We start from the raw sequence: 24,899 nt of genomic DNA, 5'->3' as shown, positions 1-24,899 counted from the left end.
CTACAGGAAACGCCTCAGCGATTTACAGCCGGACCGAGGCATCGCTGAAAGCCCTCAGTTATTCTGAGGCAACGTTATCGCTTTTGCTTTCAAATTACTGGGGAACCACCCACGGGGAGAGGGAGAATTAAGCCGTTGTAGGCCCGGTAAGCGCAGCGCCACCGGGCGAAAAAACATTACCCTTCGTGCAGCCCGCACTCACGCTTCAGCCCAAAGAATCGCGTCTCTTCTTCCGCCATTCCCGGTTCCCATTTACGCGTGGTGTGGGTGTCGCCTACCGACAGGTATCCTTGATCCCACAGCGGATGGTACTTCAGCCCGTGCTTTTGCAGATACTGGTACACCGTGCGGTTATCCCAGTCGATAATCGGCAGCACTTTGAACACCCCGCGCTGCACCGCCAGCACCGGCAGCGTGGCCCGGCTCCCGGACTGCTCGCGGCGCAGGCCCGCGAACCAGGTCTGAGCGTTCAGCTCTTTCAGCGCCCGGTTCATTGGCTCAACTTTGTTGATCTCATTGTATTTCTCAATGCCCTCTACGCCCTGCTCCCACAGCTTACCGTAACGCGCCTCCTGCCAGGCCGCGCTTTCCGTCGCACGGTAGACTTTGAGGTTCAGCCTGAGCTTATCCGTCAGTTCATCAATAAACTGATAGGTTTCCGGGAACAGATAGCCCGTATCGGTGAGGATCACCGGAATATCCGGACGGATCTGATTCACCAGGTGCAGGCTGACCGCCGCCTGGATGCCAAAGCTTGACGACAGCACATAGTCACCCGGCAGGTTTTCCAGCGCCCACGCCACGCGCCCTTCGGCGTCGAGTTTTTCCAGTTGGGCGTTGGTTTCTGCCAGGGCCAGAATGCGTTCGACTTTTGGCAGCTCATTAAGGGCGTTTAGATCGAGTACGGACATAGTTACCTCTCGTGGTTATTCCCAGAAATCCCTTGCGGGATCGAGCACCGGGCGAATGATGCCCGCACGTACCGTAAAGTCGCCGAAGCCTTCATCCGCTTCGCGCTCTTTCGCCCAGCGTCCGATAAGCACGTCGAGGGAATCGAGAATTTCCGGCTCGGTGATGTTCTCGCGGAACATACGCGGAATACGCGTCCCGATACGGTTACCGCCCAGGTGCAGGTTATAGCGACCCGGCGCTTTCCCTACCAGACCGAGTTCGGCCAGCATCGCGCGACCGCAGCCGTTCGGACAGCCCGTCACGCGCATAACAATATGCTCGTCCGGAATCCCGTGTTTTTCCAGAATCGCTTCCACTTTATCAGTGAAGGACGGCAGGAAACGCTCGGCTTCGGCCATCGCCAGCGGACAGGTCGGGAACGACACGCAGGCCATTGAGTTTTCACGCTGCGGTTTAACCGCATTCATCAACCCGTGCTCGCGCGCCAGCTCTTCAATTCTCGCCTTATCGCTTTCCGGCACGCTGGCGACGATCAGGTTCTGGTTGGCGGTAATACGGAACTCGCCTTTGTGGATCTTCGCAATTTCCAGCAGGCCGGTTTTCAGCGGACGGCCCGGATAATCCAGAATACGGCCGTTTTCGATAAACAGCGTCAGGTGCCATTTATTGTCGATACCTTTAACCCAGCCGATGCGATCGCCGCGACCGGTGAATTCGTAAGGGCGGATCGGCTCAAACTTGATGCCCGCGCGACGCTCCACTTCTTCTTTGAACGTCTCGACGCCTACGCGCTCCAGGGTATATTTGGTTTTCGCGTTTTTACGGTCGGTACGGTTACCCCAGTCGCGCTGGGTAGTAACCACCGCCTCAGCCACGGCCAGCGTGTGCTCCAGCGGCAGGAAGCCGAACTCGCTCGCGGTGCGGGCGTAGGTTTTCTTGTTCCCGTGCTCGATGGACAAACCGCCGCCCACCAGCAGGTTAAAGCCGACCAGCTTGCCGTTTTCGGCAATCGCCACGAAGTTCATGTCGTTGGCGTGCAGGTCGATATCGTTCTGCGGCGGGATCACCACCGTAGTCTTGAATTTACGCGGCAGGTAGGTCTGACCGAGGATCGGCTCTTCGTCCGTGGTCGCGACTTTCTCCTGATCGAGCCAGATCTCCGCATAGGCACGGGTGCGTGGCAGCAGGTGCTCGGAGATCTTCTTCGCCCACTCGTACGCTTCGGCGTGCAGCTCGGACTCATACGGGTTCGAGGTGCAGAGCACGTTACGGTTCATGTCGTTGGCGGTCGCCAGCGCGTCCAGACCCACGGAGTGCAGCATCTGGTGCACCGGCTTGACGTTCTTCTTCAGAATGCCGTGGAACTGGAAGGTCTGACGGTTAGTCAGACGGATGCTGCCGTAAATCGTGTTTTCAGCGGCAAACTTGTCGATAGCCTGCCACTGTTTGGTGGTGATGATGCCACCCGGCAGGCGGCAGCGCAGCAGCATCGCATGACGCGGCTCCAGCTTCTGCTCGGCACGTTCGGCGCGGATATCGCGGTCGTCCTGCTGGTACATACCGTGGAAACGGATCAGCAGGAAGTTGTCGCCTTTGAAACCGCCGGTCAGGCCGTCATTTAAATCTTCGGCAATGGTACCGCGCAGGTAGTTGCTCTCTACCTTCATGCGCTCGGCATCAGACAGTTTGCCTTCGACCACCAGTGGGCCAGGATGTTTTTCGCTCATTAGTAGACATCTCGCTGATAACGGCGCTCTACGCGCAGCTCACTTAAAAATTCATCCGCCGTTTCGGCATCCATACCGCCGAATTCGGCAATCACTTCCAGCAGTGCCTGCTCAACGTCTTTCGCCATGCGATTGGCGTCGCCGCAGACATAAATGTGGGCGCCGTCATTGATCCAGCGCCACAGCTCTGCGCCCTGTTCGCGCAGTTTGTCTTGTACGTATACTTTTTCTTTCTGATCGCGGGACCAGGCCAGATCGATGCGGGTCAGCACGCCCTCTTTGACGTAGCGCTGCCATTCAACCTGGTAGAGGAAATCTTCAGTAAAATGCGGGTTGCCGAAGAACAGCCAGTTTTTACCCGGTGCCTCGTCCGCTGCACGCTGCTGCATAAAGGCGCGGAACGGTGCGATGCCGGTGCCCGGGCCAATCATGATCACCGGTGTTTCCGGGTTCGCCGGCAGACGGAAGTTGTCGTTGTGCTCGATAAAGACGCGCACCTCGCCCTCTTCTTCCACGCGGTCGGCCAGGAAGCCCGACGCCCCACCCGCCCGCGCGCGGCCTTCGATGTCGTAACGCACCACGCCAACGGTGATGTGGACTTCGTTTTCCACTTCCGCCTGTGAGGAGGCGATGGAGTAAAGACGCGGCGTTAGCGGACGCAGCAGGCCGATCAGCGCGTCGGCATCCAGCTGTGCCGGGGAGAAACGCACCATATCGACAATCGGCGTCGTCGCGGCGTAATGCTGTAACTTCGCCTTGTCCCCCACCAGCGGCAGAAGGGACTCGCTGCGCGTTAAGGTGGCGTAGTTTTCAACGATGTTGGCGGTGTTCACCGTCAGCTCGAAATGCCACTGAAGCGCCTCAGAGAGTGGTAAGGTTTTACCTTCCACCTGGACCGACTCCGTGCCTTTCAGCCACAGCAGCTCGACCAGCTCTTTCACCAGCGCCGGATCGTTCTGATACCAGACACCCAGCGCATCGCCAGGCTGATAACGCAGGCCGGAGTCACCGAGATCGATTTCGATATGGCGCACGTCTTTTTCCGAATCACGGCCCGTGATTTTCTGGTTTACCGACAGGCTCGCCGTCAGCGGCGCCTCTTTCGTGTAAGGGCTGGTGTGGATTTCGTTAACGGTGCCCGCTGCGGTAACGGCGGCCTGCGCTGGCGTCTCTTTCGGGACGCGGGCCTTCAGCACCTCAACGATGCGCGCCCGCCATTCGGCGGCGGCGGCCTGGTATTCGACATCAGCGTCTACGCGATCCAGCAGGCGCTCTGCACCCAGCTCCGCCAGCTTGCTGTCGAAGTCTTTACCGGACTGGCAGAAAAATTCATAGGACGTATCACCGAGGCCGAAGACGGCAAAGGCGGTGCCCTCCAGCCTGGGCGCTTTTTTCGAGAACAGGAACTTATGCAGCGCGACGGCTTCTTCCGCAGGCTCGCCTTCCCCCTGCGTTGACGCCACCACCACCAGCAGTTTTTCTGACGCGATCTGTTTGAATTTATAATCCCCGGCGTTGACCAGGTTAACGTTCAGCTTCGCGGCGAGCAGGTCATCACGCAGCGCTTCGGCCACACGACGGGCATTACCCGTTTGCGAAGCGGAGATAAGCGTGATGGCAGGAATTTCAACGGCCGTTGGCGGGACGCCAGCCACAGCACCCGGCTGCTGATTGAGCATTCCCCAGAAATAGCCGGAGACCCAGGCGAGCTGGGTGGGTGAAAAATCGGAAGTCGCGGCCTGGAGGCGCGCCAGTTGCTCCGGGTTAAGGGGAAGCAAATTTGAAGGTGGGGCCTGTGTTGTCATGCGTCGTTATGTTCCAGTAGCAAAGCGGACTTTAAGCGAATAAATCCAAACTGAAGATAAGGTTAACGGCGGGGATAATAACAATTAAAGAAGGGATGGAAATAATAAATAACCAAATGGACTAACCTGTTTTAGTTATCGTTCTTAACGATAAAAGCGATTAAATAACTATCTGAAATAAAAGAATAAAAGCCGATAAACACCATGAATACGAGGCGGTGACCGTTCAGAGCCGTTTTAGTTAATGATAAAAATTGTGCTTTCCGGTACTATGCGGCGGTTTTTTCCGCATTCCTGAGAGCTATGATGTCCACCACACTGTTTAAAGATTTCACCTTCGAAGCCGCACACCACCTTCCACACGTTCCTGCCGGGCACAAATGTGGCCGCCTGCATGGACACTCGTTTATGGTGCGTCTTGAAATCACCGGTGAAGTCGATCCCCATACGGGCTGGATCATGGACTTTGCCGAACTGAAGGCCGCGTTTAAGCCGACCTACGATCGTCTCGATCATTACTATCTAAATGATATTCCGGGCCTTGAAAACCCGACCAGCGAAGTGCTGGCAAAATGGATTTGGGATCAGATGAAACCGCTGGTACCGCTGCTGAGCGCGGTGATGATCAAAGAGACCTGCACGGCAGGCTGCGTCTACCACGGGGAGTGAATCTCCTCCGTTGCGGTCTCACGAGGCACGAGCGGCGTAAACTCGTAGAGCACCAGCGCATTACTCTCCAGTGATTCAGTCAGTTGCCAGCCGTCATAAAGGCGTTCATCGCGTACGGAAAGCGTTGGACGCGCTTTATGCGCTATCCAGCGCCACATCTCTTCATCAGGGCCGCTTTCGCTGCCAACCCCTTCAAGTAACGGATAGAGCGCGCCGTTGTGCTGATCAAACAGATGGCATTTAATTCTCCATTTACCGCGCATTCCCTTCAGGTGTAAATGATACTGCTGGCGAAAACGCTGGATGAAGGCTTCTTCACTGGAAAGGAGCGGATTAAAAACCACCACATTTCGCAGCAACAGCTGATAACCATTGCGATGGCGCGTAAGCAGGACACGCTTATCATTGACCAGCACCTCGCCCCGCAGACGTTGCCAGAGCCAGAGAACCCAATAAACCGGACGCGGCAGACCATGGTTATACTGTAGCGCCAGGCTTGAGGTATCGATGGTGTTGTTCGCACGGGCTTCTCCCTGAAGGCCCGAATTGAGCCAGAATCCCGCCAGCCAGACCTGCTCCGAAAGCCCGAGCAGGTTCTGCATCAGCAGCGCCCCACGAAAAAACCAGCCGTTTGTCGCCCGTGTGTTGCCGGTGAGGGTATTCCAGGAGAGAAGCCAGACGGGAAGCGAACATTTACGCAGGCGAAGGGCGGCGAGGATCTGGCGGACCTTCAGTATCGGATAATTTTCCGTTGAGGAGAGAGGGGCTGGCTCCAGCTGCGCGGGATCGAGAAGCTCATTGGCATCGGCAGAACAGGCAAGAAAATCGGCCTGCATCAGGATGGCTGAACTGAACAGGGTATCCTCGCTTACGCCCGCGCTGACGGGGGCAAATCGGTGCCATAAACCAAACTTTGCCTGCGGAAGATAAGTTCGTATCGCCTTTTGCTGGGCCAGCCAGACCTGCTCCCGGCTCTCCTCACTCGCCTGTGTTGACCAGTGCATGACGAAATGCCAGCCTGCGGTGATCTCTGGCGAAAAATGATTAACTGACTGTTGTAAAAAGCGGGTGAGAAGATCGCGGCGGGTCGTTACGCCGGTGTGCAGTAGCACCGTCCACTGCTTTTTTGCCAGCCAGGTGAAAATCTGATGCAGATTGTACCAGCAGGCGTAGCCCGCCATCTGGGGGTCATCCCACCCGGTGGCAAACAGACGACTGCTGAGAAAAGGTTCGGCGATATCAATTCCCTCTATGGGAATGGCCTCATTTATCGCCTCCAGATTTTGTCGAACGTCCTCCCGCAGCAAATCGTCAAGCTCACGCAGGGTAATGACCACCCGCATACGACGCAGCGAGGCAGAAAGAGGATTGAGCTGCTCAAGATCCAGTCTCTGCTCCTGCTGCGGGTGAACGATGAGCGGCGAGGCTCCCCAACCGCGCGCCACCGGTTCATTGAGCAGGCTAAACAGCTTGTCCACGGCGACCGGATAGCGCTGCTCACGCCTGTCCGTCCGAATACGTGCCGCCTCCGGGTGCTGGCGCCGGGCCTTACGAAACTCGCCCGGAGACATATTGTGAACACGCCTGAACCGATCGCTCATCATGCGCGTGCTGGCGAAACCCTGCTCAAGCGCAATCTGGTGCAGCGGTCGGTTCGTCAGCCGGAGAGCGTCAGCCGCCTTTTCCAGCCGCAGGTGGGTGATGTACTGCATGAAACTGATCCCCACCTCCTTACGAAAGAGACGAGAGAGCCAGGCTTCAGAGACATATTCACTCGCGGCGATTTCCGCAAGCGTAATACGGCGGGAATAACTGGCATTGATCCGCTCTATCACCCGGGCGATGCGTTTGCTGTGCGCTGAGGAAAATTCCCGGGACAGCATACGGGCGGGCTGTTGAAAGCGGCTGGTCAGCAACAGCAATATCTCGCTCAGCCAGCGGTACGCCTCCAGCCGGTAGCGGTGCGGGTCGTTGATGAGAGTGACCACAAGAAGCTGGCGCAGCAGATCGCGAAGCGCATCGCATTGGGGCCAGACGCCTCCGGCTTCTGCCGGTACAGCATAATCATGGGCAAAAAAATCATTGCAGAGCTGGACGACCCAGCGCCCGGAAAGGGTTACGCGCAGGGTGACATTTGCCGTTTCGCTCGTGAATTGCCAGCGCCGATGACGGTTGATAATGGCAAGGGTATTGGCCTCCAGGATGTCACGTCCCACATCGGTGTTCAGCTCTGCCCGCCCTTCCAGCACCCAGAGCAACGTTAGCGTATCGCCTTCATCCTCCACGCAGTGGCGAATGTCCTGAATCTCTATCCAAAATTCATCTCCCCGTTGCGCCATCTTACCCCTCACCAAAGACAAATAATGACCTGATCTTTTTTGTCATAACTGAATTGTATGAAAAACAATCAAAACAAAGCCGTCGCTTTACAACAAAAAAATGCATTTTCAGGCGGGACGATCGTCATAGACTCGAAATTATCATCGTTTGGCAGAAAAAGGATAACAAAAATGACACATCCCATTATCGAAGCTCTGCGTGGCAACGAAGCTCGGTTCACTGAATTACGTCGCTATTTTCATCAGCATCCAGAAATTGGTTTTGAGGAGCACAACACGAGCGATCGCGTTGCAGCGCTGCTTCAGGAATGGGGATATGAGGTTCATCGCGGCCTGGCGAAAACCGGTGTGGTCGGCACACTGAAGGTGGGTAACGGGCATAAACGCCTGGGCCTGCGCGCCGATATGGATGCGCTGCCAATGCAGGAAAACAACGGCAAGGCGTGGAGCAGTACCGTTGAGGGTAAATTCCACGGCTGCGGTCATGACGGCCACACCACAACGCTCCTGTATGCAGCGGAGTACCTGGCACGCACCCGCAATTTTAACGGCACGCTGCACCTTATTTTTCAGCCCGCGGAAGAACTTCTTTATGGCGGACGCGTTATGGTAGAGGACGGTTTGTTTGACCTGTTCCCCTGCGACCACATCTTTGGTCTGCATAATATGCCGTCACAGCCCCTCGGAAAAATTGGTCTGCGCGATGGCGCCATGATGGCCTCTTCCGACACTCTTCATATTGAAGTTAACGGCGTGGGGGGGCACGGTGCGGTGCCAGAACATACCGTTGACGCCACCCTGGTTGCCTGCCATATCACTATCGCGTTGCAGTCGATAGTTTCGCGCAACATTACCCCTTTCCAGCCAGCCGTCGTTACCGTAGGCAGCATTCAGGCCGGACATGCCCCTAACATTATCAACGACAAAGTATTGATGAAACTTACCGTGCGCACGCTGGATGAACGCGTGCGGCAAACCGTGCTACAGCGTATCCATGATATCGCCGTTGCACAGGCGGAAAGTTTCAATGCGACGGCCACCATTCGACACATTAACGGCAGCCCGGTGCTGAAAAACAATCCGCAAGCCAATGAGATGGTGCGCAACGTCGCCATCGATCTGTTCGGTCAGGATGCCGTCGCGGAGGTGAATGCGTTTATGGGCAGCGAAGACTTTGCTTTTATGCTCGAGAAAAATCCCAATGGCTGCTATTTCACCCTTGGCGCCGGGGATGAGCCTGACCGCTGCATGGTACATAACCCGGGCTACGACTTTAACGACAACATTCTCCTCACCGGCGCGGCGCTGTGGGCCGCACTGACCGAACACTATCTGCACTGATTCGCACCTTCCCGGGAGGGCTGCACTATGAGTACCGTTTCCCTGACAGGCGCATCCGCCTACGCCGGTAACGATCGGCTGCTGGCGGGTATCGTCATGAGCGTTCTGACATTCTGGCTGTTTGCCCAGTCGGTTATCAACGTGGTTCCGGCCATGCAGAACAGCCTCGATATTGCCCTCGAAACCCTTACGCTGGCCGTCAGCCTGAGCGCGTTGTTCAGCGGCTGTTTTGTCGTTGCCTGCGGTGGGTTTGCCGATAAGTTTGGGCGCATGCGCCTGACCATGATTGGCCTGATCCTGAGCATGATCGGGAGTGGTCTGCTGTTCATTTCATGGGAGCCCGTCCTGTTTCTGTTGGGAAGAGCGATACAGGGGCTATCAGCGGCCTGCATCATGCCCGCCACGCTGGCGCTGATTAAAACCTGGTATGAAGGTAAAGCACGCCAGCGCGCAATCAGTTTCTGGGTTATCGGTTCATGGGGCGGGAGTGGCCTGAGCTCGTTTGTGGGAGGCGCCATCGCCACCACGCTGGGCTGGCGCTGGATTTTTATTCTGTCGATGGTGGTAGCGCTGGTCGCGCTATTGCTTATCCGCGCCACGCCGGAAAGCCGCAGCCCTGATGCGTGTCGACACAAACTGGATATCAGCGGCCTGGTGAGTTTTGTCCTTATGCTGGTGCTGTTCAATCTGTTTATCAGTAAAGGACACAGCTGGGGCTGGAGCAGCAGTTTATCGCTTCTTGTACTGTGTGGAGCCGTGATTGCACTGATGTGTTTTGTCGTTACCGGGCGGCGGAAAGGCGATGCGGCGCTGATCGATTTCGCCCTGTTTAAAAACCGGGCCTACAGCGCCTCGGTATTCTCAAATTTCCTGCTCAACGGCTGCATTGGCACCATGATGATCGCCAGCATCTGGTTGCAGCAAGGCCATCATCTGTCACCGCTACAGACCGGCATGATGACGCTGGGGTATCTGGTTACCGTACTGGCGATGATCCGGGTGGGTGAAAAACTGCTTCAGCGCTATGGCGCCAGGCTGCCGATGATGACCGGCCCGCTGCTGACCGCAACAGGTATTTCGCTGATTTCATGCACCTTCTTAAGCAAAGAGGTCTACATTGTCACCGTTTTTCTGAGCAATATTTTATTCGGGCTGGGGCTCGGATGTTACGCCACGCCCTCAACGGACACGGCGGTAATGAATGCCCCTGAAAACAAAGTGGGGGTGGCTTCAGGGATCTATAAGATGGGCAGTTCCCTGGGCGGCGCTATGGGGATCGCGGTCACCGCATCGCTGTACGCGCTATGGCTGCCGATGGGAACGGCCAGTGCCGCGCAGTATGCCTTGCTTTTCAACAGTGCGATTTGCCTTGGGTCGGCAGTCGTGACCTGGGCTTTACTGCCAACAACAAAAGCCCCGCGTTAAGCGGGGCCACAAAAGTATCAGGCAATGTTCAGATATTTGTGCGTCTGCATCGACAGCCGCCAGTTGCGGGCGATACAGGTTTCAATGCACAGACGGGTCGCATCGTCTTTCTGGCTGATAGGCTGTAGCGCGATAACGCGCTGCTTTTCGTCCGTCAGCGTCGCCAGCAGTTCGTCCAGCGCTTCGATGTCACGCACGCGCCCCACCGGATGTTTGATCTCATCAGCACGCTCAAGCGCCTGCGACAGTACGTCATACCCGCCACGCATATTCACTTTTGGTGAAACCGTGACCCACGTTGAATGGGAGCAGCGCACTTCATGGGTGCCGCTGGTTTCGATCTGACAGCTATAGCCGTTCTTCTCAAGCAGTTCGGTGAGCGGCATCAGATCGTGAATGCAGGGTTCCCCGCCGGTGATCACCACATGCCGCGCCGTCCAGCCCTGACGACCAATAATGGCAAGCAGATCTTCCGCGCTGCCCGCGCCCCATTTATCGCTCTCTTTGGTTTTCGCCAGAATGCTGAACAGCGACACTTCCCGATCTGCGAGCTTATCCCACGTATGTTTGGTATCACACCAGGCGCAGCCAACCGGGCATCCCTGTAAACGAATAAAGATAGCGGGAACGCCGGTAAAGTAACCCTCGCCTTGCAGGGTCTGGAACATCTCGTTAATCGGGTACTGCATAGTCAACTCTGTTAAGGGGATAAACGATAAGTATCGCAGATCCCCGTCAGATGATCATGCTCCATCGGTGCTTTGCGCGCCAATTGCCGCCATAAACCGTTCCGTAATTTGCTGCGGTCGGGTGATCGCCCCGCCGACGACAACCGTGTGCGCCCCCAGCGCCAGACACCTGGCCGCGCGATCGGGGGTATCCACGTTCCCTTCGGCAATCACAGGGATCGTGACGGCAGACAGCACCTCTTTCAAAAACGCGCAGTCATTTTCCGGTAGCGAATGGCCGGCGGTCTCCGCCGTATAACCGTAAAGGGTGGTTCCGACGCAATCAAACCCCAGCGCCTGCGCGGTCACAGCCTCCTGTACGGTGGCAATATCCGCCATCAGCAGCAGCGAAGGGTAACGGGCGCGGATCTGCGCGATCAACTTGTCCAGCGATCCGCCACCGGGCCGTTTCCGGGCGGTCGCATCCAGCGCAATGATGTCCGGCGCGACCGCCATCAGCTCATCCACTTCTTTGAGCGTCGCGGTAATGAACACCTCGCTATCCGGATAGTCACGTTTGATGATGCCGATGACCGGCAGTGAGACCAGCCCTTTGATAGCCTCGATATCCACCACGCTATTGGCGCGGATCGCCGCGGCTCCGCCCTGGGCCGCCGCCAGCGCCATTCGCGACATAATAAACGGGCTGTGCAGCGGTTCGTTTTCCAGCGCCTGGCAGGAGACGACCAGTTTTCCTTTCAGGTTATCCAGTACAGTTTTCATTACGATAAAATCTCTTCCACTTCGTTTTTGATAATGGTGACGTGCGGGCCATAGATGACCTGGACACCGTTGCCGCGGACGATTACGCCGCGCGCGCCGGTCGCTTTCAGTGCAGATTCATTGACTTTGCTACCGTCTTTCACCGTGACGCGAAGGCGCGTGGCGCAGCAGTCAACGTCATCCAGATTGTCTTTTCCTCCCAGCCCGGCGATCACCGCCGCGGCGCGCTCGCTTTGCGGCAGGGTAGCCTCGTCAGCCAACGCCTCCTTTTCACGGCCCGGCGTGGCAAAATCAAAACGTTTGATCAGATAGCGGAAGGTACAGTAGTAAAGGAAGAACCACGGTACGCCCACCAGCGGGACGAACATCCAGTTAGTTTTCGCTTCCCCCTGCAAAATGCCGAACAGCACGAAATCAATAAACCCGCCGGAGAATGTTTGTCCGATGGTGATGTGCAGCATGTGCGCGAGCATAAACGCCAGCCCGTCAAACAGCGCATGAATGACGTACAGCACCGGGGCAATAAACAGGAATGAGAACTCTATGGGCTCGGTAATTCCCGTCAGGAATGAGGTTAACGCCGCAGAGAGCAGCAGCCCGGCGACGCGCTTCTTATTCTCCGGCCTGGCCGTGTGGTACATCGCCAGACACGCGCCGAGCAGACCAAACATCATGGTAATAAAGCGCCCGGACATGAAGCGCGACGTGCCCTCATAGAAATGCTGCGTGTTCGGATCGGCGAGCTGGGCGAAGAAGATCCGCTGCGTGCCCTCAACCAGGTGACCGTTAACAATTTCACTGCCGCCAAGCGCGGTGGTCCAGAACGGAAGATAGAAGATGTGGTGCAGACCAAACGGGCCAAGCATGCGCAGGATGAAGCCGTACAGCAACGTCCCCAGATAGCCGGTGGCATCCACCAGCCCGCCGAGGCCAAAGATCAGCTTCTGAAAATGCGGCCAGACCACGGTCATCAGCGCGCCGACGAGTATCGCCGCCAGCGAGCTGATAATGGGAACGAAGCGTGAGCCGCCAAAAAAGCCCAGAAATTGCGGAAGCGCGATTTTATTAAACCGATGATGCAGTGCGCAGGTCACCAGCCCAATAACTACCCCACCAAATACGCCCGTTTCAAGCGTCTGAATACCCAGCGTCATGCCCTGCCCTACGGCGCCCGGGTTGTCATGCGCCAGTTTTCCAGTCAGGATCAGCAGCGCATTGATAGTGGCATTCATCACCAGATAAGCGAGCAACGCCGCCAGCCCTGCCGTGCCTTTATCATTTTTCGCCAGCCCAACGGCGACCCCAACAGCAAACAGTACCGACAGGTTTGCAAACACAATCGAGCCTGCGCTGCTCATGATGGTAAAGATGGCCTGTAGCCAGCCAACGTCTAAAAATGGATACGCGGTAAGCGTATTCGGATTCGATAGCGCCCCGCCAATCCCTAGCAACAGACCTGCTGCGGGCAGTATGGCGATAGGTAACATAAAGGATTTGCCAAAGCGTTGCGCTTTTTCAAACCATCCGCCGGAAGACGCTCCGCTGAACATTTGCATCATTTTTTTATCCCTCTGGTTATTGATGAAAATTTTTACCACATATATTTTCAATTGTGAAAATTAACACCAAAAACCAGGACGCCGATCATACTTTTTCGAAATGACTGGCATCTCTCCCCCGCTTTCCGCCACACTAGTTGGCAGAGAAACGCATTAAGGATCTAGCATGTCGGACCATGAAAACCTGCTGCTGAAGCTACGCCAGGAGGCTTCCGGGTACAGCCCAACACAACAAAAACTGGGGGAGTTTGTCCTCAACGATCCTGCCAGAGTGCTCTACCTGACGATCACCGAGCTGGCGCGTGAAAGCGGCACCAGCGAGGCCAGCGTCACACGCCTTTGCCGCACGCTGGGCTGTAAGGGATATAACGAATTTAAAATGGCGCTTGCACTGGATATTCAGCAGGGTTTGCCGGAGCGTCAGGCAGGAGATGCGATAGATAACGTGGTGGATGAGTCCGTCCAGGCGCTGCAAGATACCGCAAAACTCCTCGACCGGGCCCAGCTTGAACAGGCGACACTGGCCCTGCATCAGGCGCAGTCAGTGCAAATTTACGGAGTGGCGGCCAGCGCAATTCTGGGGGAGTATTTGCATTACAAGCTGCTGCGACTCGGCAAACCTGCACAGCTGTTTAGCGATATGCATCGCGCCGCCATGAATGCGACGACGCTCTCGAAAGAGACGCTGGTGATGGCCATCTCAAGTTCCGGCTCTACACGGGATCTGCTTCACGTGGTGAAACTCGCCCGCAAGCGGGGCGTTAAGGTACTGGCGCTCAGCAATACGCCTCGCAGCCCGCTGGCCTCCCTGAGCGATTTACAGCTGGTTGCAGCCAAGCCCGAGGGACCGCTGAGCGCGGGTGCGCTCAATGCCAAGGTTGGCGTGATGCTGCTGATTGAACTGCTAACCACTTCCCTTATTGCAGTAGACGGCCATTACGGTGACGTTAGCCAGCAAACGGCAAGCGCCACGTTGCCGCTTCTGCTATAGAAAACAAAAAACCCGCCGAAGCGGGTTTTTTCATAAGAACGAAGGTTCAGGCTTATGCCTGGCCTTTGATCTCTTTACGACCGTTGTAAGGTGCTTTTTCGCCCAGCGCTTCTTCGATACGAATCAGCTGGTTGTATTTAGCAACACGGTCAGAACGGCTCATAGAACCGGTTTTGATCTGGCCAGCAGCGGTACCAACAGCCAGGTCAGCGATGGTAGCATCTTCAGTTTCGCCAGAACGGTGAGAGATAACCGCGGTGTAGCCAGCGTCTTTCGCCATTTTGATCGCAGCCAGCGTTTCGGTCAGAGAACCGATCTGGTTGAATTTGATCAGGATGGAGTTAACGATGCCTTTCTCGATGCCTTCTTTCAGGATCTTGGTGTTGGTTACGAACAGATCGTCACCAACCAGCTGGATTTTGTCGCCCAGTACTTTGGTCTGGTATGCGAAACCATCCCAGTCAGACTCGTCCAGACCGTCTTCAATAGAAACGATTGGGTACTGTTTGGTCAGGTCTTCCAGGAAGTGGGTGAACTCTTCGGAGGTGAACGCTTTGTTGCCTTCGCCAGCCAGAACGTATTTACCGTCTTTGTAGAATTCAGATGCTGCGCAGTCCATCGCCAGGGTGATGTCTTTGCCCAGCTCGTAGCCTGCTGCTTTAACCGCTTCAGCGATAACAGCCAGTGCTTCTGCGTTAGAACCCAGGTTTGGCGCGTAGCCGCCTTCGTCACCAACAGCCGTGTTCATGCCTTTAGCTTTCAGAACTTTAGCCAGGTTGTGGAACACTTCAGAACCCATACGTACCGCTTCTTTCAGGGTTTTCGCGCCAACTGGCTGAATCATGAATTCCTGAATATCAACGTTGTTGTCTGCGTGCTCACCACCGTTGATGATGTTCATCATTGGTACAGGCATGGAGTATTTGCCTGGGGTGCCGTTCAGTTCAGCGATGTGCTCGAACAGTGGCATGCCTTTAGCTGCCGCTGCCGCTTTGGCGTTCGCCAGGGAAACGGCCAGGATTGCGTTCGCACCGAAGTTAGATTTGTTTTCAGTACCGTCCAGATCGATCATGATCTTGTCGATGCCAGCCTGATCTTTAGCATCTTTGCCAACGATAGCCTGAGCAATAGGACCGTTAACAGCGCCAACCGCTTTCAGTACGCCTTTGCCCATGAAACGGGATTTGTCGCCATCACGCAGTTCCAGCGCTTCGCGGGAACCTGTAGAAGCACCTGATGGAGCCGCTGCCATACCGACGAAACCACCTTCCAGATGAACTTCAGCTTCAACGGTCGGGTTACCACGGGAGTCGATGATTTCACGACCGATGACTTTAACGATTTTGGACATTAGATTTTCCTCAGTACAAGTTAAACTAAAACTCCAGACAAACAACGCGTACCAAGGGTACGCGTTGCCGTTCTAACTTTTTTTACTTCGCCTGACGCTTCTGGTACTCGCTGGCGGCTTTCACGAAGCCTGCAAACAGCGGATGCCCGTCACGCGGCGTTGAAGTAAATTCCGGGTGGAATTGGCAGGCCACGAACCACGGATGGTTAGGCACTTCGATGATCTCGACTAACTGATCATCCCCGGAACGGCCCGCAACACGCAGACCCGCAGCTTCAATTTGTTTCAACAACATGTTGTTGACTTCATAGCGGTGACGATGGCGTTCGGTGATGACCGGTTCGCCGTACAGCTTGCGTACTACGCTATCGTCGGACAGCTGGCAGGCCTGTGCGCCAAGACGCATGGTGCCACCCAGATCGCTCTTCTCGGTACGGACTTCGACGTTACCGTCTTCGTCGCGCCATTCCGTAATCAGCGCCACAACAGGGTACTTACAGTCTGGCACAAATTCCGTAGAGTTCGCGTTTTCCATTCCCGCTACGTTGCGCGCAAATTCAATCAGCGCAACCTGCATACCCAGGCAGATACCGAGGTATGGAATATTGTTTTCACGCGCATAGCGTGCAGTGGCGATCTTGCCTTCAACACCACGGTAGCCGAAGCCGCCAGGGATGAGGATAGCATCCAGATCTTTAAGAATTTCAACGCCGCGCGTCTCCACATCCTGCGAATCAATCAGCTTGATGTTCACAGAGACGCGATTCTTCAGACCGCCGTGTTTCAGCGCTTCGATAACGGACTTATAGGCATCCGGCAGTTCGATGTACTTGCCGACCATACCGATAGTCACTTCGCCGCCCGGATTGGCTTCTTCGTAAATCACCTGCTCCCATTCAGACAGGTTAGCTTCCGGACAGTTCAAGCTGAATCGTTTACAAATATAATCGTCCAGACCCTGTGATTTCAACAGGCCCGGGATTTTATAAATGGAATCGACATCTTTCATTGAAATAACGGCTTTTTCAGGCACGTTACAGAATAATGCAATTTTCGCGCGTTCGTTCGCCGGAATCGCGCGATCGGAACGGCAAACCAGGATGTCAGGCTGAATACCGATGGAGAGCAGCTCTTTAACAGAGTGCTGAGTCGGTTTGGTTTTCACTTCACCTGCTGCCGCCATGTAAGGCACCAGCGTCAGGTGCATGAACAGCGCGTGCTCACGACCAATATCTACCGCCAGCTGACGAATCGCTTCGAGGAACGGCAGGGATTCGATATCCCCTACGGTACCGCCGATTTCAACCAGCACAACGTCGTGCCCTTCGCCACCGGCAAGAACACGCTCTTTAATGGCGTTAGTGATGTGTGGGATGACCTGCACGGTCGCGCCCAGGTAGTCACCACGGCGCTCTTTACGCAGAACGTCAGAGTAGATACGGCCAGTCGTAAAGTTGTTACGACGGGTCATTTTGGTACGGATGAAACGCTCGTAGTGGCCAAGATCCAGATCGGTTTCAGCGCCGTCTTCAGTAACGAACACTTCCCCGTGTTGGGTTGGGCTCATGGTGCCAGGATCGACGTTGATGTACGGATCCAGTTTCATCATGGTCACATTGAGGCCACGGGCTTCAAGAATGGCTGCGAGGGAGGCTGCGGCAATGCCTTTACCCAGAGAGGATACGACCCCGCCGGTCACAAAAATATAGTTCGTTGTCATGCTGAACCTGAGAAGTTAGGGTGAAACGATGGAATAACCAGGACGGGAAAGTAGTATACCCGAACACGACGAGCGCCACAAACTTTCATTCTCCGTCTCCACTCCAGGCCATGACAAACATAAGGAGTGAGAAAATAGCCCCTTTTGAGTAAATGTTTTTGACGCAAATCAAGCGCTTGTCATTTAAAAAATCACACAAATTGCGCTTGATCGCAAAATCTCGTTAGAGATCATGTTCCTGGCGTTTTACTTCCTGCCAGACTTCTTCCATCGCGTCGAGGTCAATCCCGCTCATTTCCAGGCCGCGCGAAGCGACAATCCGCTCAACTTCGCGAAAGCGACGTTCGAATTTAATGTTCGCTTTTTGCAGGGCGGTTTCCGCTTTTACACCGAGGTGCCGCGAAAGGTTGACGGTCGCAAACAGCAGATCGCCCATCTCCTCTTCCAGCTTTGCTTCATCCACAACGGCCTGCTGCGCTTCATGCATCACTTCGTCGATCTCTTCGTGCACTTTTTCCAGCACCGGGCCGAGAGAGGTCCAGTCAAACCCTACCGCCGAGCAGCGCTTTTGAATTTTGTGCGCCCGCATCAGCGCGGGAAGGTTCAGGGGAATGTCGTCCAGCGCCGAGTGCTGGGATTTTTCAGCGCGTTCGGCGCTTTTGATCTGCTCCCAGCGCGCCAGCACTTCCGCACTGTTGCCTGCGGAGGCATCGCCAAAAATATGCGGATGACGACGCTCCAGCTTGTCGCTGATAGCGGCGCAGATATCGTCAAAGTTAAAGCGCCCCTCTTCCTGCGCCATCTGCGCGTAGAACACCACCTGGAACAGCAGGTCGCCCAGCTCACCGCGCAGATCGTCGAAGTCTTCGCGCGAAATCGCGTCCAGCACTTCGTAGGTCTCTTCCAGGGTGTAAGGCGCAATGGTGGCGAAAGTCTGCTCTTTATCCCACGGGCAGCCGTTTTCCGGATCGCGCAGGCGTTTCATGATGCCAAGCAGGCGGTCGATTTGAGTCATAACAGATTCCATTAAATGCCTGAGCCGGGTGGCGGCGTTGCCTTACCCGGCCTACAGAAGAGGATGTTTAGCCGCCGTGCAGACGACGCGCGTCAATCACATCCGGCACCTGGTTCAGTTTGCCGAGTACGCGGCCCAGCACCTGAAGGTTATAGATTTCGATAGTCATATCGATGGTGGCAAGCTGCTCGCGGGTATCGCTGCGGCTGGCAACGCCCAGCACGTTGACCTTCTCGTTGGCGAGAATGGTGGTGATGTCGCGCAGCAGGCCGCTGCGGTCGTTGGCGGTGACGCGTACCACCAGCGAGTAACCCGCCGAGTAACTCTCCCCCCAGACGGCTTCCACGATCCGTTCCGGCGCATGCGATTGCAGCTCTGCAAGCTGATCGCAGTCGGAGCGGTGAATCGAGATCCCGCGCCCCTGGGTGATAAAGCCGACAATATCGTCTCCCGGGATCGGCTGGCAGCAGCGGGCAATATGGTGCATGAGGTTACCCACCCCTTCAACCACCACGCGGCCATTGTCCTTGCTGCGCTGCTGCGGAGCATAGGTTTTCTGCTGGAGTTGTTTCAGCGCCGCCGCATCCTGCTCCGCTGCGCTTGGCTTGTTGAACTGCGCTTGCAGGAAGTTCACCATCTGGTTCAGGCGGATATCGCCGCCGCCAATCGCCGCTAACAGTTCGTCGAGCTCGTTGAAGTTGTAGCGCGGCAGCAGGAATTTCTCCGCCTCTTTCAGGCTGATGCCAATATGTTCCAGCTCGTCGTCCAGGATCTGGCGACCGGCAAGGATGTTCTTGTCACGATCCTGCTTGCGGAACCAGGCGTGGATTTTAGAGCGCCCACGGCTGGTGGTAACGTAACCGAGGTTCGGATTCAGCCAGTCGCGGCTTGGGTTTGGCTGCTTCTGGGTGATGATTTCAATCTGATCGCCCATCTGGAGCTGGTAGGTAAACGGTACGATACGTCCGCCGATCTTCGCCCCGATGCAACGGTGTCCCACATCGCTGTGGATATGGTAGGCGAAATCGAGCGGCGTGGAGCCTGCCGGCAAATCAACCACGTCCCCTTTCGGGGTAAAGACGTAGACGCGATCGTCGAAGACCTGACTGCGCACTTCGTCGAGCATTTCGCCGGAGTCAGCCATCTCTTCCTGCCACGCAATCAGCTTACGCAGCCAGGCGATACGATCCTCGTGACCGGAGCGACCGCCGCCGGAGGTACCCTCTTTGTATTTCCAGTGCGCCGCCACGCCCAGCTCGGCGTCTTCGTGCATCTGTTTGGTACGGATCTGAATTTCCACCGTTTTGCCGCCAGGGCCGAGCACCACGGTATGAATAGACTGATAGCCGTTTGGTTTGGGGTTGGCGACGTAGTCATCGAACTCATCCGGCAGATGGCGGAAGTGAGTATGTACTATCCCCAGTGCGGCATAACAGTCCTGGAGACGCTCCGCCACGATACGTACGGCGCGCACGTCAAACAGTTCGTCAAAGGCGAGGTGTTTCTTCTGCATTTTGCGCCAGATGCTGTAGATGTGCTTCGGACGCCCGTAGACCTCGGCGCGCACATTCTCCTCTTTCATCGACTGGCGCAGCCCGCTGACAAATTCCTCGATATAGTGCTCGCGGTCAATGCGGCGTTCGTGCAGCAGTTTTGCAATGCGTTTGTATTCCGCCGGATGCAGATAGCGGAAGCAGTAATCTTCCAGCTCCCACTTCAGTTGCCCAATACCCAGACGGTTCGCCAGCGGCGCATAGATATTCGTACACTCTTTGGCGGCCAGGACGCGCTCGTCTTCCGGCGCATCCTTCACTTCACGCAGATGGGCAACCCGTTCGGCCAGCTTGATAACCACGCAGCGGAAATCATCTACCATCGCCAGCAGCATGCGGCGGACGTTATCCACCTGCTCGGAAGAGACAGAGTCCGTTTGCGCGGCTTTAAGCTGACGAATGGCTGCCATATCACGCACGCCGTGGATGAGCGCCACGACGGACTGGCCGACGCTTTCACGCAAGACGTCTTCCGTCACCACGTCGGCGTCCGCCAGGGGGAACAGCAGTGCGGCCTGTAGCGTTTCGATGTCCATGTTCAGCATGGAGAGAATTTCAACCATCTCCACGCCGCGCCACAACAGCAGTTCAGCGTCCGGATGCCCCTGCGTTGTGCGTAAACAATAGGCCCAGGTTTCGGTTAAGCGTTCACACGACTGCTGGCTGGAAATCCCCAGACTTGCGATCCATTTTTGAGGGTCAAACTCACCAGCTTTATTTAAATGTGCACTTCTTACCGCAACCATCGTCCTCTCCTTTAGGGACAAGGGCCTGTCGAAGTCGACAAGCCAAACTCATTAGATGTGCTCGAACAACACCATCGATTCCAGATGACCAGTGTGCGGGAACATGTCCAGCATTGCCAGACGCCGAATCTGGTAACCCCCGCTCAATAATGCTTCGCTGTCACGGGCAAGCGTCGCCGGGTTACAGGAAACATAGACCACGCGTTCAGGCGCGAGTTTAATTATATGCTGCATCACGCCCGGCGCACCTGCGCGCGCCGGATCGAGCAGGATCTTATCAAAGCCCTGCTTAGCCCACGGTTGCCGAGTGACATCATCCTCAAGATTTTGATGAAAGAATGTCACATTTTGCAAACCGTTCTGTTGGGCGTTCTCCTGGCCTTTCGCCACCAGCGCCTCAACGCCTTCCACCCCGACCACGCTGGCTGCTTTGCGGGCCAGCGGCAGGGTAAAGTTCCCCATGCCGCAGAACAGATCTAGCACCCGGTCAGTGGGCTTTACGTCCAGCCACGCCAGCGCGTTCGCCACCATCTGCTGGTTCACGCCGTCGTTAACCTGGATAAAATCCCGCGGGCTGAACGTTAAGCGTAGCCCGTCTGACGCATACCAGGGCGCTTCTCCGCTGACCTGCTCAAGTATCTCGCTTTGCGGCGCGAGGAAAAGCGCAAGCTCATGAGAATGCGAAAAGCGTTCCAGTTTTTCGCGATCCGCCGTTGACAGCGGCGCGGTGTGGCGCAGCACCATCAGCGGGCCACTGTTGGCCAGCACCAGTTCGACATGGCCCAGCGAACGCACGCCATCCAGCGATGCAAGACAGTGGTGCACGTCCGGGAGCAACGCCTCAAGATGGGGCACCAAAACAGGGCACTGCGTGACAGAGACGATATCGCTGGAGCCGGCTTTGCGAAAACCCATCTCCAGCCGCTCGGTTTTGGGCTGGTAGCTGAGGCTCAGGCGAGCGCGGCGACGGTAGCCCCAGGGCCGATCGGCAATGATGTCATTCACGTCGTGTCCGACCAGGCGGGCCAGCGCGCTGCTTTTACTTTTTTGCTGTAATTCTGTGCTGGCATGCTGTTGCTGGCAGCCACCGCAGACGCCAAAATGGGGGCAGCGAGGCGTCACGCGCTCCGGGCTATCATTAAGACGGCGCTTGACCTGACCGCGCGCATACTGACGTTTGTCTTCCGTCAGCGTAATATCTGCGCGTTCTCCTGGCAGCAAACCTGTGATAAACAGTGTCTTACCCTTGTGACGCGCCACCCCCTGTCCAAAAGGATCGAGGTCCGTGGCTTCAACAGTTATGATCTGACGCGTCGTCACGCGTCGTTTTGCAGAGTAGAATTGCGCCATCGCCGAGATTGTTCTCAAATAAACATAATTAGCCTGATTGTCCCATAACGGAACTCCATGACCAACTACAGCCTGCGCGCGCGCATGATGATTTTGATCCTCGCTCCTACCGTTCTCATCGGTTTGCTGCTGAGCATTTTCTTTGTGGTGCATCGCTATAACGATTTGCAGAGACAGCTTGAAGATGCCGGGGCCAGCATTATCGAACCGCTGGCCGTCTCCAGCGAGTACGGTATGAACCTGCAAAACCGTGAATCCATTGGTCAGTTAATCAGCGTGCTGCACCGCCGTCATTCAGAGATCGTGCGCGCCATTTCCGTTTATGATGAGCATAACCGTCTGTTCGTCACCTCGAATTTCCATCTGGACCCCACGTCGCTGAAAATCCCGGAAGGTACCCCCTTCCCGCGTCATCTTACGGTGTTGCGGCGCGGCGATATCATGATCCTGCGCACGCCGATTATCTCCGAAAGTTATTCACCCGACGAATCCGCCCAGTCCGATGCGAAGTCCAGCAATAATATGCTGGGATATGTGGCGCTGGAGCTGGATCTCAAGTCGGTGCGGCTCCAGCAGTACAAAGAAATTTTCATCTCCGGCGTGATGATGCTGTTCTGCATCGGCATCGCGCTGATCTTCGGCTGGCGACTGATGCGCGACGTCACGGGGCCTATCCGCAACATGGTGAATACCGTTGACCGGATCCGCCGGGGTCAGCTCGACAGCCGCGTGGAAGGCTTTATGCTCGGCGAGCTGGATATGCTGAAAAATGGCATCAACTCAATGGCGATGTCGCTGGCGGCTTATCACGAAGAGATGCAGCACAACGTTGACCAGGCCACCTCTGACCTGCGCGAAACGCTGGAGCAGATGGAGATCCAGAACGTGGAGCTGGATCTGGCGAAAAAACGTGCGCAGGAGGCGGCACGTATTAAGTCTGAGTTCCTGGCGAACATGTCGCACGAGCTGCGCACGCCGCTGAACGGGGTGATTGGCTTCACCCGTCTGACGCTCAAAAGCGAGCTGAACCCGACCCAGCGTGACCATCTGCATACCATTGAACGCTCAGCCAACAACCTGCTGACCATTATTAACGACGTACTGGACTTCTCGAAGCTGGAAGCGGGCAAGCTGATTCTGGAGAGTATCCCCTTCCCGCTGCGCAGCACGCTGGATGACGTGGTCACGCTTCTTGCCCACTCATCGCATGATAAGGGACTGGAGCTGACGCTCAATATTAAAAATGATGTGCCGGATAACGTCATTGGCGACCCGCTGCGCCTGCAACAGGTCATTACCAATCTGGTGGGCAACGCGATTAAGTTCACCGAGAGCGGCAACATCGACATTCTCGTTGAAAAAAGGGCGCTCAGTAATAACAAAGTCCAGATTGAAGTACAGATCCGGGATACCGGCATTGGTATTCCGGAGCGCGATCAGACGCGTCTGTTCCAGGCTTTCCGCCAGGCCGATGCGAGCATTTCCCGTCGTCACGGCGGAACGGGCCTGGGGCTGGTGATCACCCAAAAGCTGGTGAAAGAGATGGGAGGCGATATCTCCTTCCACAGCCAGCCTAACCGGGGCTCAACCTTCTGGTTCCATATCAACCTTGATCTTAACCCGAACGTGCAGACCGACGGCCCGCTCACCGGCTGCCTGAAAGGGATGCGTCTGGCCTATGTGGAACCGAACGCCGCGGCGGCGCAGTGTACGCTGGATGTATTAAGCAGCACGCCGCTGGAGGTCATCTACAGCCCGACCTTCTCCGCGCTGGCGAACGATCATTACGATATTCTTTTGTTAGGGATTCCGGTGACGTTTACCGGAGAACTGACCATGCAGCAGGAACGCCTGGCGAAGGCGGCCTCAATGACGGATTACCTGCTGCTGGCGCTGCCGTGCCACGCCCAAATCAACGCCGAAGAGCTGAAAAACGACGGAGCGGCGGCGTGTCTGCTAAAACCCCTCACCGCCACACGGCTGTTACCTGCGTTGACCGAATATTGCCGTCTGACGCATCAGTCCCTGCCGCTGGAAAACGATGAACATAAACTGCCGATGACGGTGATGGCCGTGGACGACAACCCGGCGAACCTGAAGCTGATTGGCGTGCTGCTTGAGGATCAGGTTCAGCACGTTGAGCTGTGTACCAGCGGCGCCGAAGCCGTGGAACAAGCCAAACAGATGCAGTTCGACCTGATCCTGATGGATATTCAGATGCCGGGCATGGATGGCATCCGCGCCTGCGAGTTGATTCGTCAGCTTCCGCACCAGCAGCAGACGCCGGTGATTGCCGTGACGGCGCACGCGATGGCGGGGCAAAAGGAGAAACTGCTGGGTGCGGGCATGAACGATTATCTGGCAAAACCGATCGATGAAGAGAAGCTGCACAGCCTGCTGCTGCGCTACAAGCCGGGGCACATTGGCGGGACATACACCATTACAGCTGAATCGCCGGAGATCAGCGTTAACCAGAATGCCACGTTTGACTGGCAACTGGCGCTGCGCCAGGCGGCGGGCAAACCCGATCTGGCCCGCGATATGCTGCAAATGCTGGTGGACTTCCTGCCTGAGATCCGTAACAAGGTTGAAGAACAGCTGGTGGGTGAAAACCCCGAAGGACTGCTGGAAGCCATTCATAAACTGCACGGCAGCTGCGGCTACAGCGGCGTACCGCGGTTGAAAAATCTCTGCCAGCTGCTTGAACAGCAACTCCGCGCGGGTACGCCAGAATCCGATCTCGAACCGGAGTTCCTGGAGCTGCTGGACGAGATGGACAACGTGACGCGGGAAGCAATGAAGGTGTTGGGGAGCTAAGACCAAAGCCCGGTGGCGCTTCGGTATGAACCGGAAACATGGGTAACACTTTAGACCGGATACATGGGTAACAGTTATAACTGGCATAGAAGAGGAGACTCGCTATGCCCTGGACTGAGACCCGACCT

General features: G+C 56.1%; 17 protein-coding genes. 5 read left to right on the top strand and 12 right to left on the bottom strand.

What is annotated here, in order from left to right; translation table 11 throughout:
- Positions 1-176: 176 nt before the first annotated feature.
- From cysH to cysJ, 3 genes are read right to left on the bottom strand one after another with little or no spacing between them, the layout of a single operon-like run.
- Entirely contained in the window at positions 177-911 is a 735-nt protein-coding gene (gene cysH, locus ACOTW6_RS21500) for a phosphoadenosine phosphosulfate reductase (protein ID WP_014885036.1), read from the bottom strand.
- Positions 912-926: 15 nt separating this feature from the next.
- Positions 927-2,639, bottom strand: coding sequence for an assimilatory sulfite reductase (NADPH) hemoprotein subunit (cysI, locus tag ACOTW6_RS21495; RefSeq protein ID WP_121478631.1), 1,713 nt, complete (start codon positions 2,637-2,639; stop codon positions 927-929).
- The gene (gene cysJ, locus ACOTW6_RS21490) at positions 2,639-4,444 is read right to left on the bottom strand and encodes an NADPH-dependent assimilatory sulfite reductase flavoprotein subunit (RefSeq protein WP_121478630.1); all 1,806 of its coding nucleotides are present in this window, start codon (positions 4,442-4,444) and stop codon (positions 2,639-2,641) included. The genes cysI and cysJ overlap by 1 nt, the downstream gene beginning before the upstream one ends.
- A gap of 303 nt (positions 4,445-4,747) precedes the next feature.
- Here cysJ and queD point away from each other — a divergent pair, with 303 nt between their 5' ends.
- Complete coding sequence (gene queD / locus ACOTW6_RS21485) at positions 4,748-5,113, top strand: 6-carboxytetrahydropterin synthase QueD (RefSeq protein ID WP_116330090.1); 366 nt, start codon at positions 4,748-4,750, stop codon at positions 5,111-5,113.
- Here queD and ACOTW6_RS21480 read toward each other — a convergent pair.
- Complete coding sequence (locus ACOTW6_RS21480) at positions 5,098-7,452, bottom strand: helix-turn-helix domain-containing protein (RefSeq protein WP_062933860.1); 2,355 nt, start codon at positions 7,450-7,452, stop codon at positions 5,098-5,100. The genes queD and ACOTW6_RS21480 overlap by 16 nt on opposite strands.
- Positions 7,453-7,623: 171 nt before the next feature.
- On the opposite strand from ACOTW6_RS21480, the gene ACOTW6_RS21475 reads away from it, so the two are divergent.
- Together ACOTW6_RS21475 and ACOTW6_RS21470 are read left to right on the top strand one after the other, a co-directional pair.
- Positions 7,624-8,793 (top strand): M20 aminoacylase family protein, encoded by a 1,170-nt coding sequence (locus ACOTW6_RS21475; RefSeq protein ID WP_062933861.1) that lies wholly within the window; start codon positions 7,624-7,626, stop codon positions 8,791-8,793.
- A gap of 27 nt (positions 8,794-8,820) precedes the next feature.
- Positions 8,821-10,218 carry an MFS transporter gene (locus tag ACOTW6_RS21470; protein WP_032102901.1) on the top strand — a complete coding sequence of 466 codons (1,398 nt, stop codon included), beginning with the start codon at positions 8,821-8,823 and terminating at the stop codon, positions 10,216-10,218.
- 17 nt (positions 10,219-10,235) lie between these two features.
- Here ACOTW6_RS21470 and queE read toward each other — a convergent pair whose 3' ends face one another.
- The 3 genes from queE to ACOTW6_RS21455 are packed head-to-tail and all read right to left on the bottom strand — an operon-like array spanning position 10,236 to position 13,228.
- Entirely contained in the window at positions 10,236-10,907 is a 672-nt protein-coding gene (queE, locus tag ACOTW6_RS21465; protein WP_006811780.1) for a 7-carboxy-7-deazaguanine synthase QueE, read from the bottom strand.
- A 54-nt stretch (positions 10,908-10,961) separates the two neighbouring features.
- Positions 10,962-11,669: an N-acetylmannosamine-6-phosphate 2-epimerase gene (locus ACOTW6_RS21460; RefSeq protein ID WP_062933862.1), complete on the bottom strand. Its 708-nt coding sequence runs from the start codon at positions 11,667-11,669 to the stop codon at positions 10,962-10,964.
- On the bottom strand, positions 11,669-13,228 hold the full coding sequence (locus ACOTW6_RS21455) for a maltose/glucose-specific PTS transporter subunit IIC (RefSeq protein WP_023304337.1): 1,560 nt from the start codon (positions 13,226-13,228) through the stop codon (positions 11,669-11,671). Before ACOTW6_RS21455 ends, ACOTW6_RS21460 begins: the two co-directional genes overlap by 1 nt.
- Before the next feature lie 166 nt (positions 13,229-13,394).
- Here ACOTW6_RS21455 and ACOTW6_RS21450 point away from each other — a divergent pair, with 166 nt between their 5' ends.
- Entirely contained in the window at positions 13,395-14,219 is an 825-nt protein-coding gene (locus tag ACOTW6_RS21450) for a MurR/RpiR family transcriptional regulator (protein ID WP_213789431.1), read from the top strand.
- Between the two features lie 52 nt (positions 14,220-14,271).
- Here the strand turns inward: ACOTW6_RS21450 and eno are convergent, their stop codons facing one another.
- From eno to rlmD, 5 genes are all read right to left on the bottom strand, one after another.
- A complete protein-coding gene (gene eno, locus ACOTW6_RS21445) occupies positions 14,272-15,570 on the bottom strand; it encodes a phosphopyruvate hydratase (RefSeq protein WP_006811784.1) in 1,299 nt (432 codons plus the stop codon).
- A gap of 82 nt (positions 15,571-15,652) precedes the next feature.
- A complete protein-coding gene (gene pyrG / locus ACOTW6_RS21440) occupies positions 15,653-17,290 on the bottom strand; it encodes a glutamine hydrolyzing CTP synthase (protein ID WP_003862718.1) in 1,638 nt (545 codons plus the stop codon).
- Between the two features lie 223 nt (positions 17,291-17,513).
- Positions 17,514-18,305 carry a nucleoside triphosphate pyrophosphohydrolase gene (mazG, locus tag ACOTW6_RS21435; RefSeq protein ID WP_003862720.1) on the bottom strand — a complete coding sequence of 264 codons (792 nt, stop codon included), beginning with the start codon at positions 18,303-18,305 and terminating at the stop codon, positions 17,514-17,516.
- A gap of 67 nt (positions 18,306-18,372) precedes the next feature.
- A complete protein-coding gene (relA, locus tag ACOTW6_RS21430) occupies positions 18,373-20,604 on the bottom strand; it encodes a GTP diphosphokinase (protein ID WP_003862722.1) in 2,232 nt (743 codons plus the stop codon).
- 51 nt (positions 20,605-20,655) lie between these two features.
- Complete coding sequence (gene rlmD / locus ACOTW6_RS21425; protein ID WP_039269894.1) at positions 20,656-21,954, bottom strand: 23S rRNA (uracil(1939)-C(5))-methyltransferase RlmD; 1,299 nt, start codon at positions 21,952-21,954, stop codon at positions 20,656-20,658.
- A gap of 57 nt (positions 21,955-22,011) precedes the next feature.
- On the opposite strand from rlmD, the gene barA reads away from it, so the two are divergent.
- Positions 22,012-24,771 carry a two-component sensor histidine kinase BarA gene (gene barA / locus ACOTW6_RS21420; RefSeq protein ID WP_062933864.1) on the top strand — a complete coding sequence of 920 codons (2,760 nt, stop codon included), beginning with the start codon at positions 22,012-22,014 and terminating at the stop codon, positions 24,769-24,771.
- Positions 24,772-24,899: the final 128 nt, after the last annotated feature.

The sequence above is a fragment of the Enterobacter cloacae complex sp. IR5403 genome (genome assembly GCF_049238705.1).
GTDB lineage: Bacteria > Pseudomonadota > Gammaproteobacteria > Enterobacterales > Enterobacteriaceae > Enterobacter > Enterobacter hormaechei_C.
The sequence above is the reverse complement of the archived record's forward strand: the minus strand, read 5'-3'. Positions and strand labels throughout refer to the sequence as shown.

Excerpts from the sequence above, each read along its gene's own strand:
- cysJ (WP_121478630.1), bottom strand. The coding sequence starts at position 4,444 with ATGACAACACAGGCCCCACCTTCAAATTTGCTTCCCCTTAACCCGGAG.
- pyrG (WP_003862718.1), bottom strand. The coding sequence starts at position 17,290 with ATGACAACGAACTATATTTTTGTGACCGGCGGGGTCGTATCCTCTCTG.
- mazG (WP_003862720.1), bottom strand. The coding sequence starts at position 18,305 with ATGACTCAAATCGACCGCCTGCTTGGCATCATGAAACGCCTGCGCGAT.
- rlmD (WP_039269894.1), bottom strand. The coding sequence starts at position 21,954 with ATGGCGCAATTCTACTCTGCAAAACGACGCGTGACGACGCGTCAGATC.
- ACOTW6_RS21450 (WP_213789431.1), top strand. The coding sequence starts at position 13,395 with ATGTCGGACCATGAAAACCTGCTGCTGAAGCTACGCCAGGAGGCTTCC.
- ACOTW6_RS21460 (WP_062933862.1), bottom strand. The coding sequence starts at position 11,669 with ATGAAAACTGTACTGGATAACCTGAAAGGAAAACTGGTCGTCTCCTGC.
- cysI (WP_121478631.1), bottom strand. The coding sequence starts at position 2,639 with ATGAGCGAAAAACATCCTGGCCCACTGGTGGTCGAAGGCAAACTGTCT.
- ACOTW6_RS21475 (WP_062933861.1), top strand. The coding sequence starts at position 7,624 with ATGACACATCCCATTATCGAAGCTCTGCGTGGCAACGAAGCTCGGTTC.
- queE (WP_006811780.1), bottom strand. The coding sequence starts at position 10,907 with ATGCAGTACCCGATTAACGAGATGTTCCAGACCCTGCAAGGCGAGGGT.
- ACOTW6_RS21480 (WP_062933860.1), bottom strand. The coding sequence starts at position 7,452 with ATGGCGCAACGGGGAGATGAATTTTGGATAGAGATTCAGGACATTCGC.
- ACOTW6_RS21470 (WP_032102901.1), top strand. The coding sequence starts at position 8,821 with ATGAGTACCGTTTCCCTGACAGGCGCATCCGCCTACGCCGGTAACGAT.
- barA (WP_062933864.1), top strand. The coding sequence starts at position 22,012 with ATGACCAACTACAGCCTGCGCGCGCGCATGATGATTTTGATCCTCGCT.
- queD (WP_116330090.1), top strand. The coding sequence starts at position 4,748 with ATGATGTCCACCACACTGTTTAAAGATTTCACCTTCGAAGCCGCACAC.
- ACOTW6_RS21455 (WP_023304337.1), bottom strand. The coding sequence starts at position 13,228 with ATGATGCAAATGTTCAGCGGAGCGTCTTCCGGCGGATGGTTTGAAAAA.
- cysH (WP_014885036.1), bottom strand. The coding sequence starts at position 911 with ATGTCCGTACTCGATCTAAACGCCCTTAATGAGCTGCCAAAAGTCGAA.
- eno (WP_006811784.1), bottom strand. The coding sequence starts at position 15,570 with ATGTCCAAAATCGTTAAAGTCATCGGTCGTGAAATCATCGACTCCCGT.
- relA (WP_003862722.1), bottom strand. The coding sequence starts at position 20,604 with ATGGTTGCGGTAAGAAGTGCACATTTAAATAAAGCTGGTGAGTTTGAC.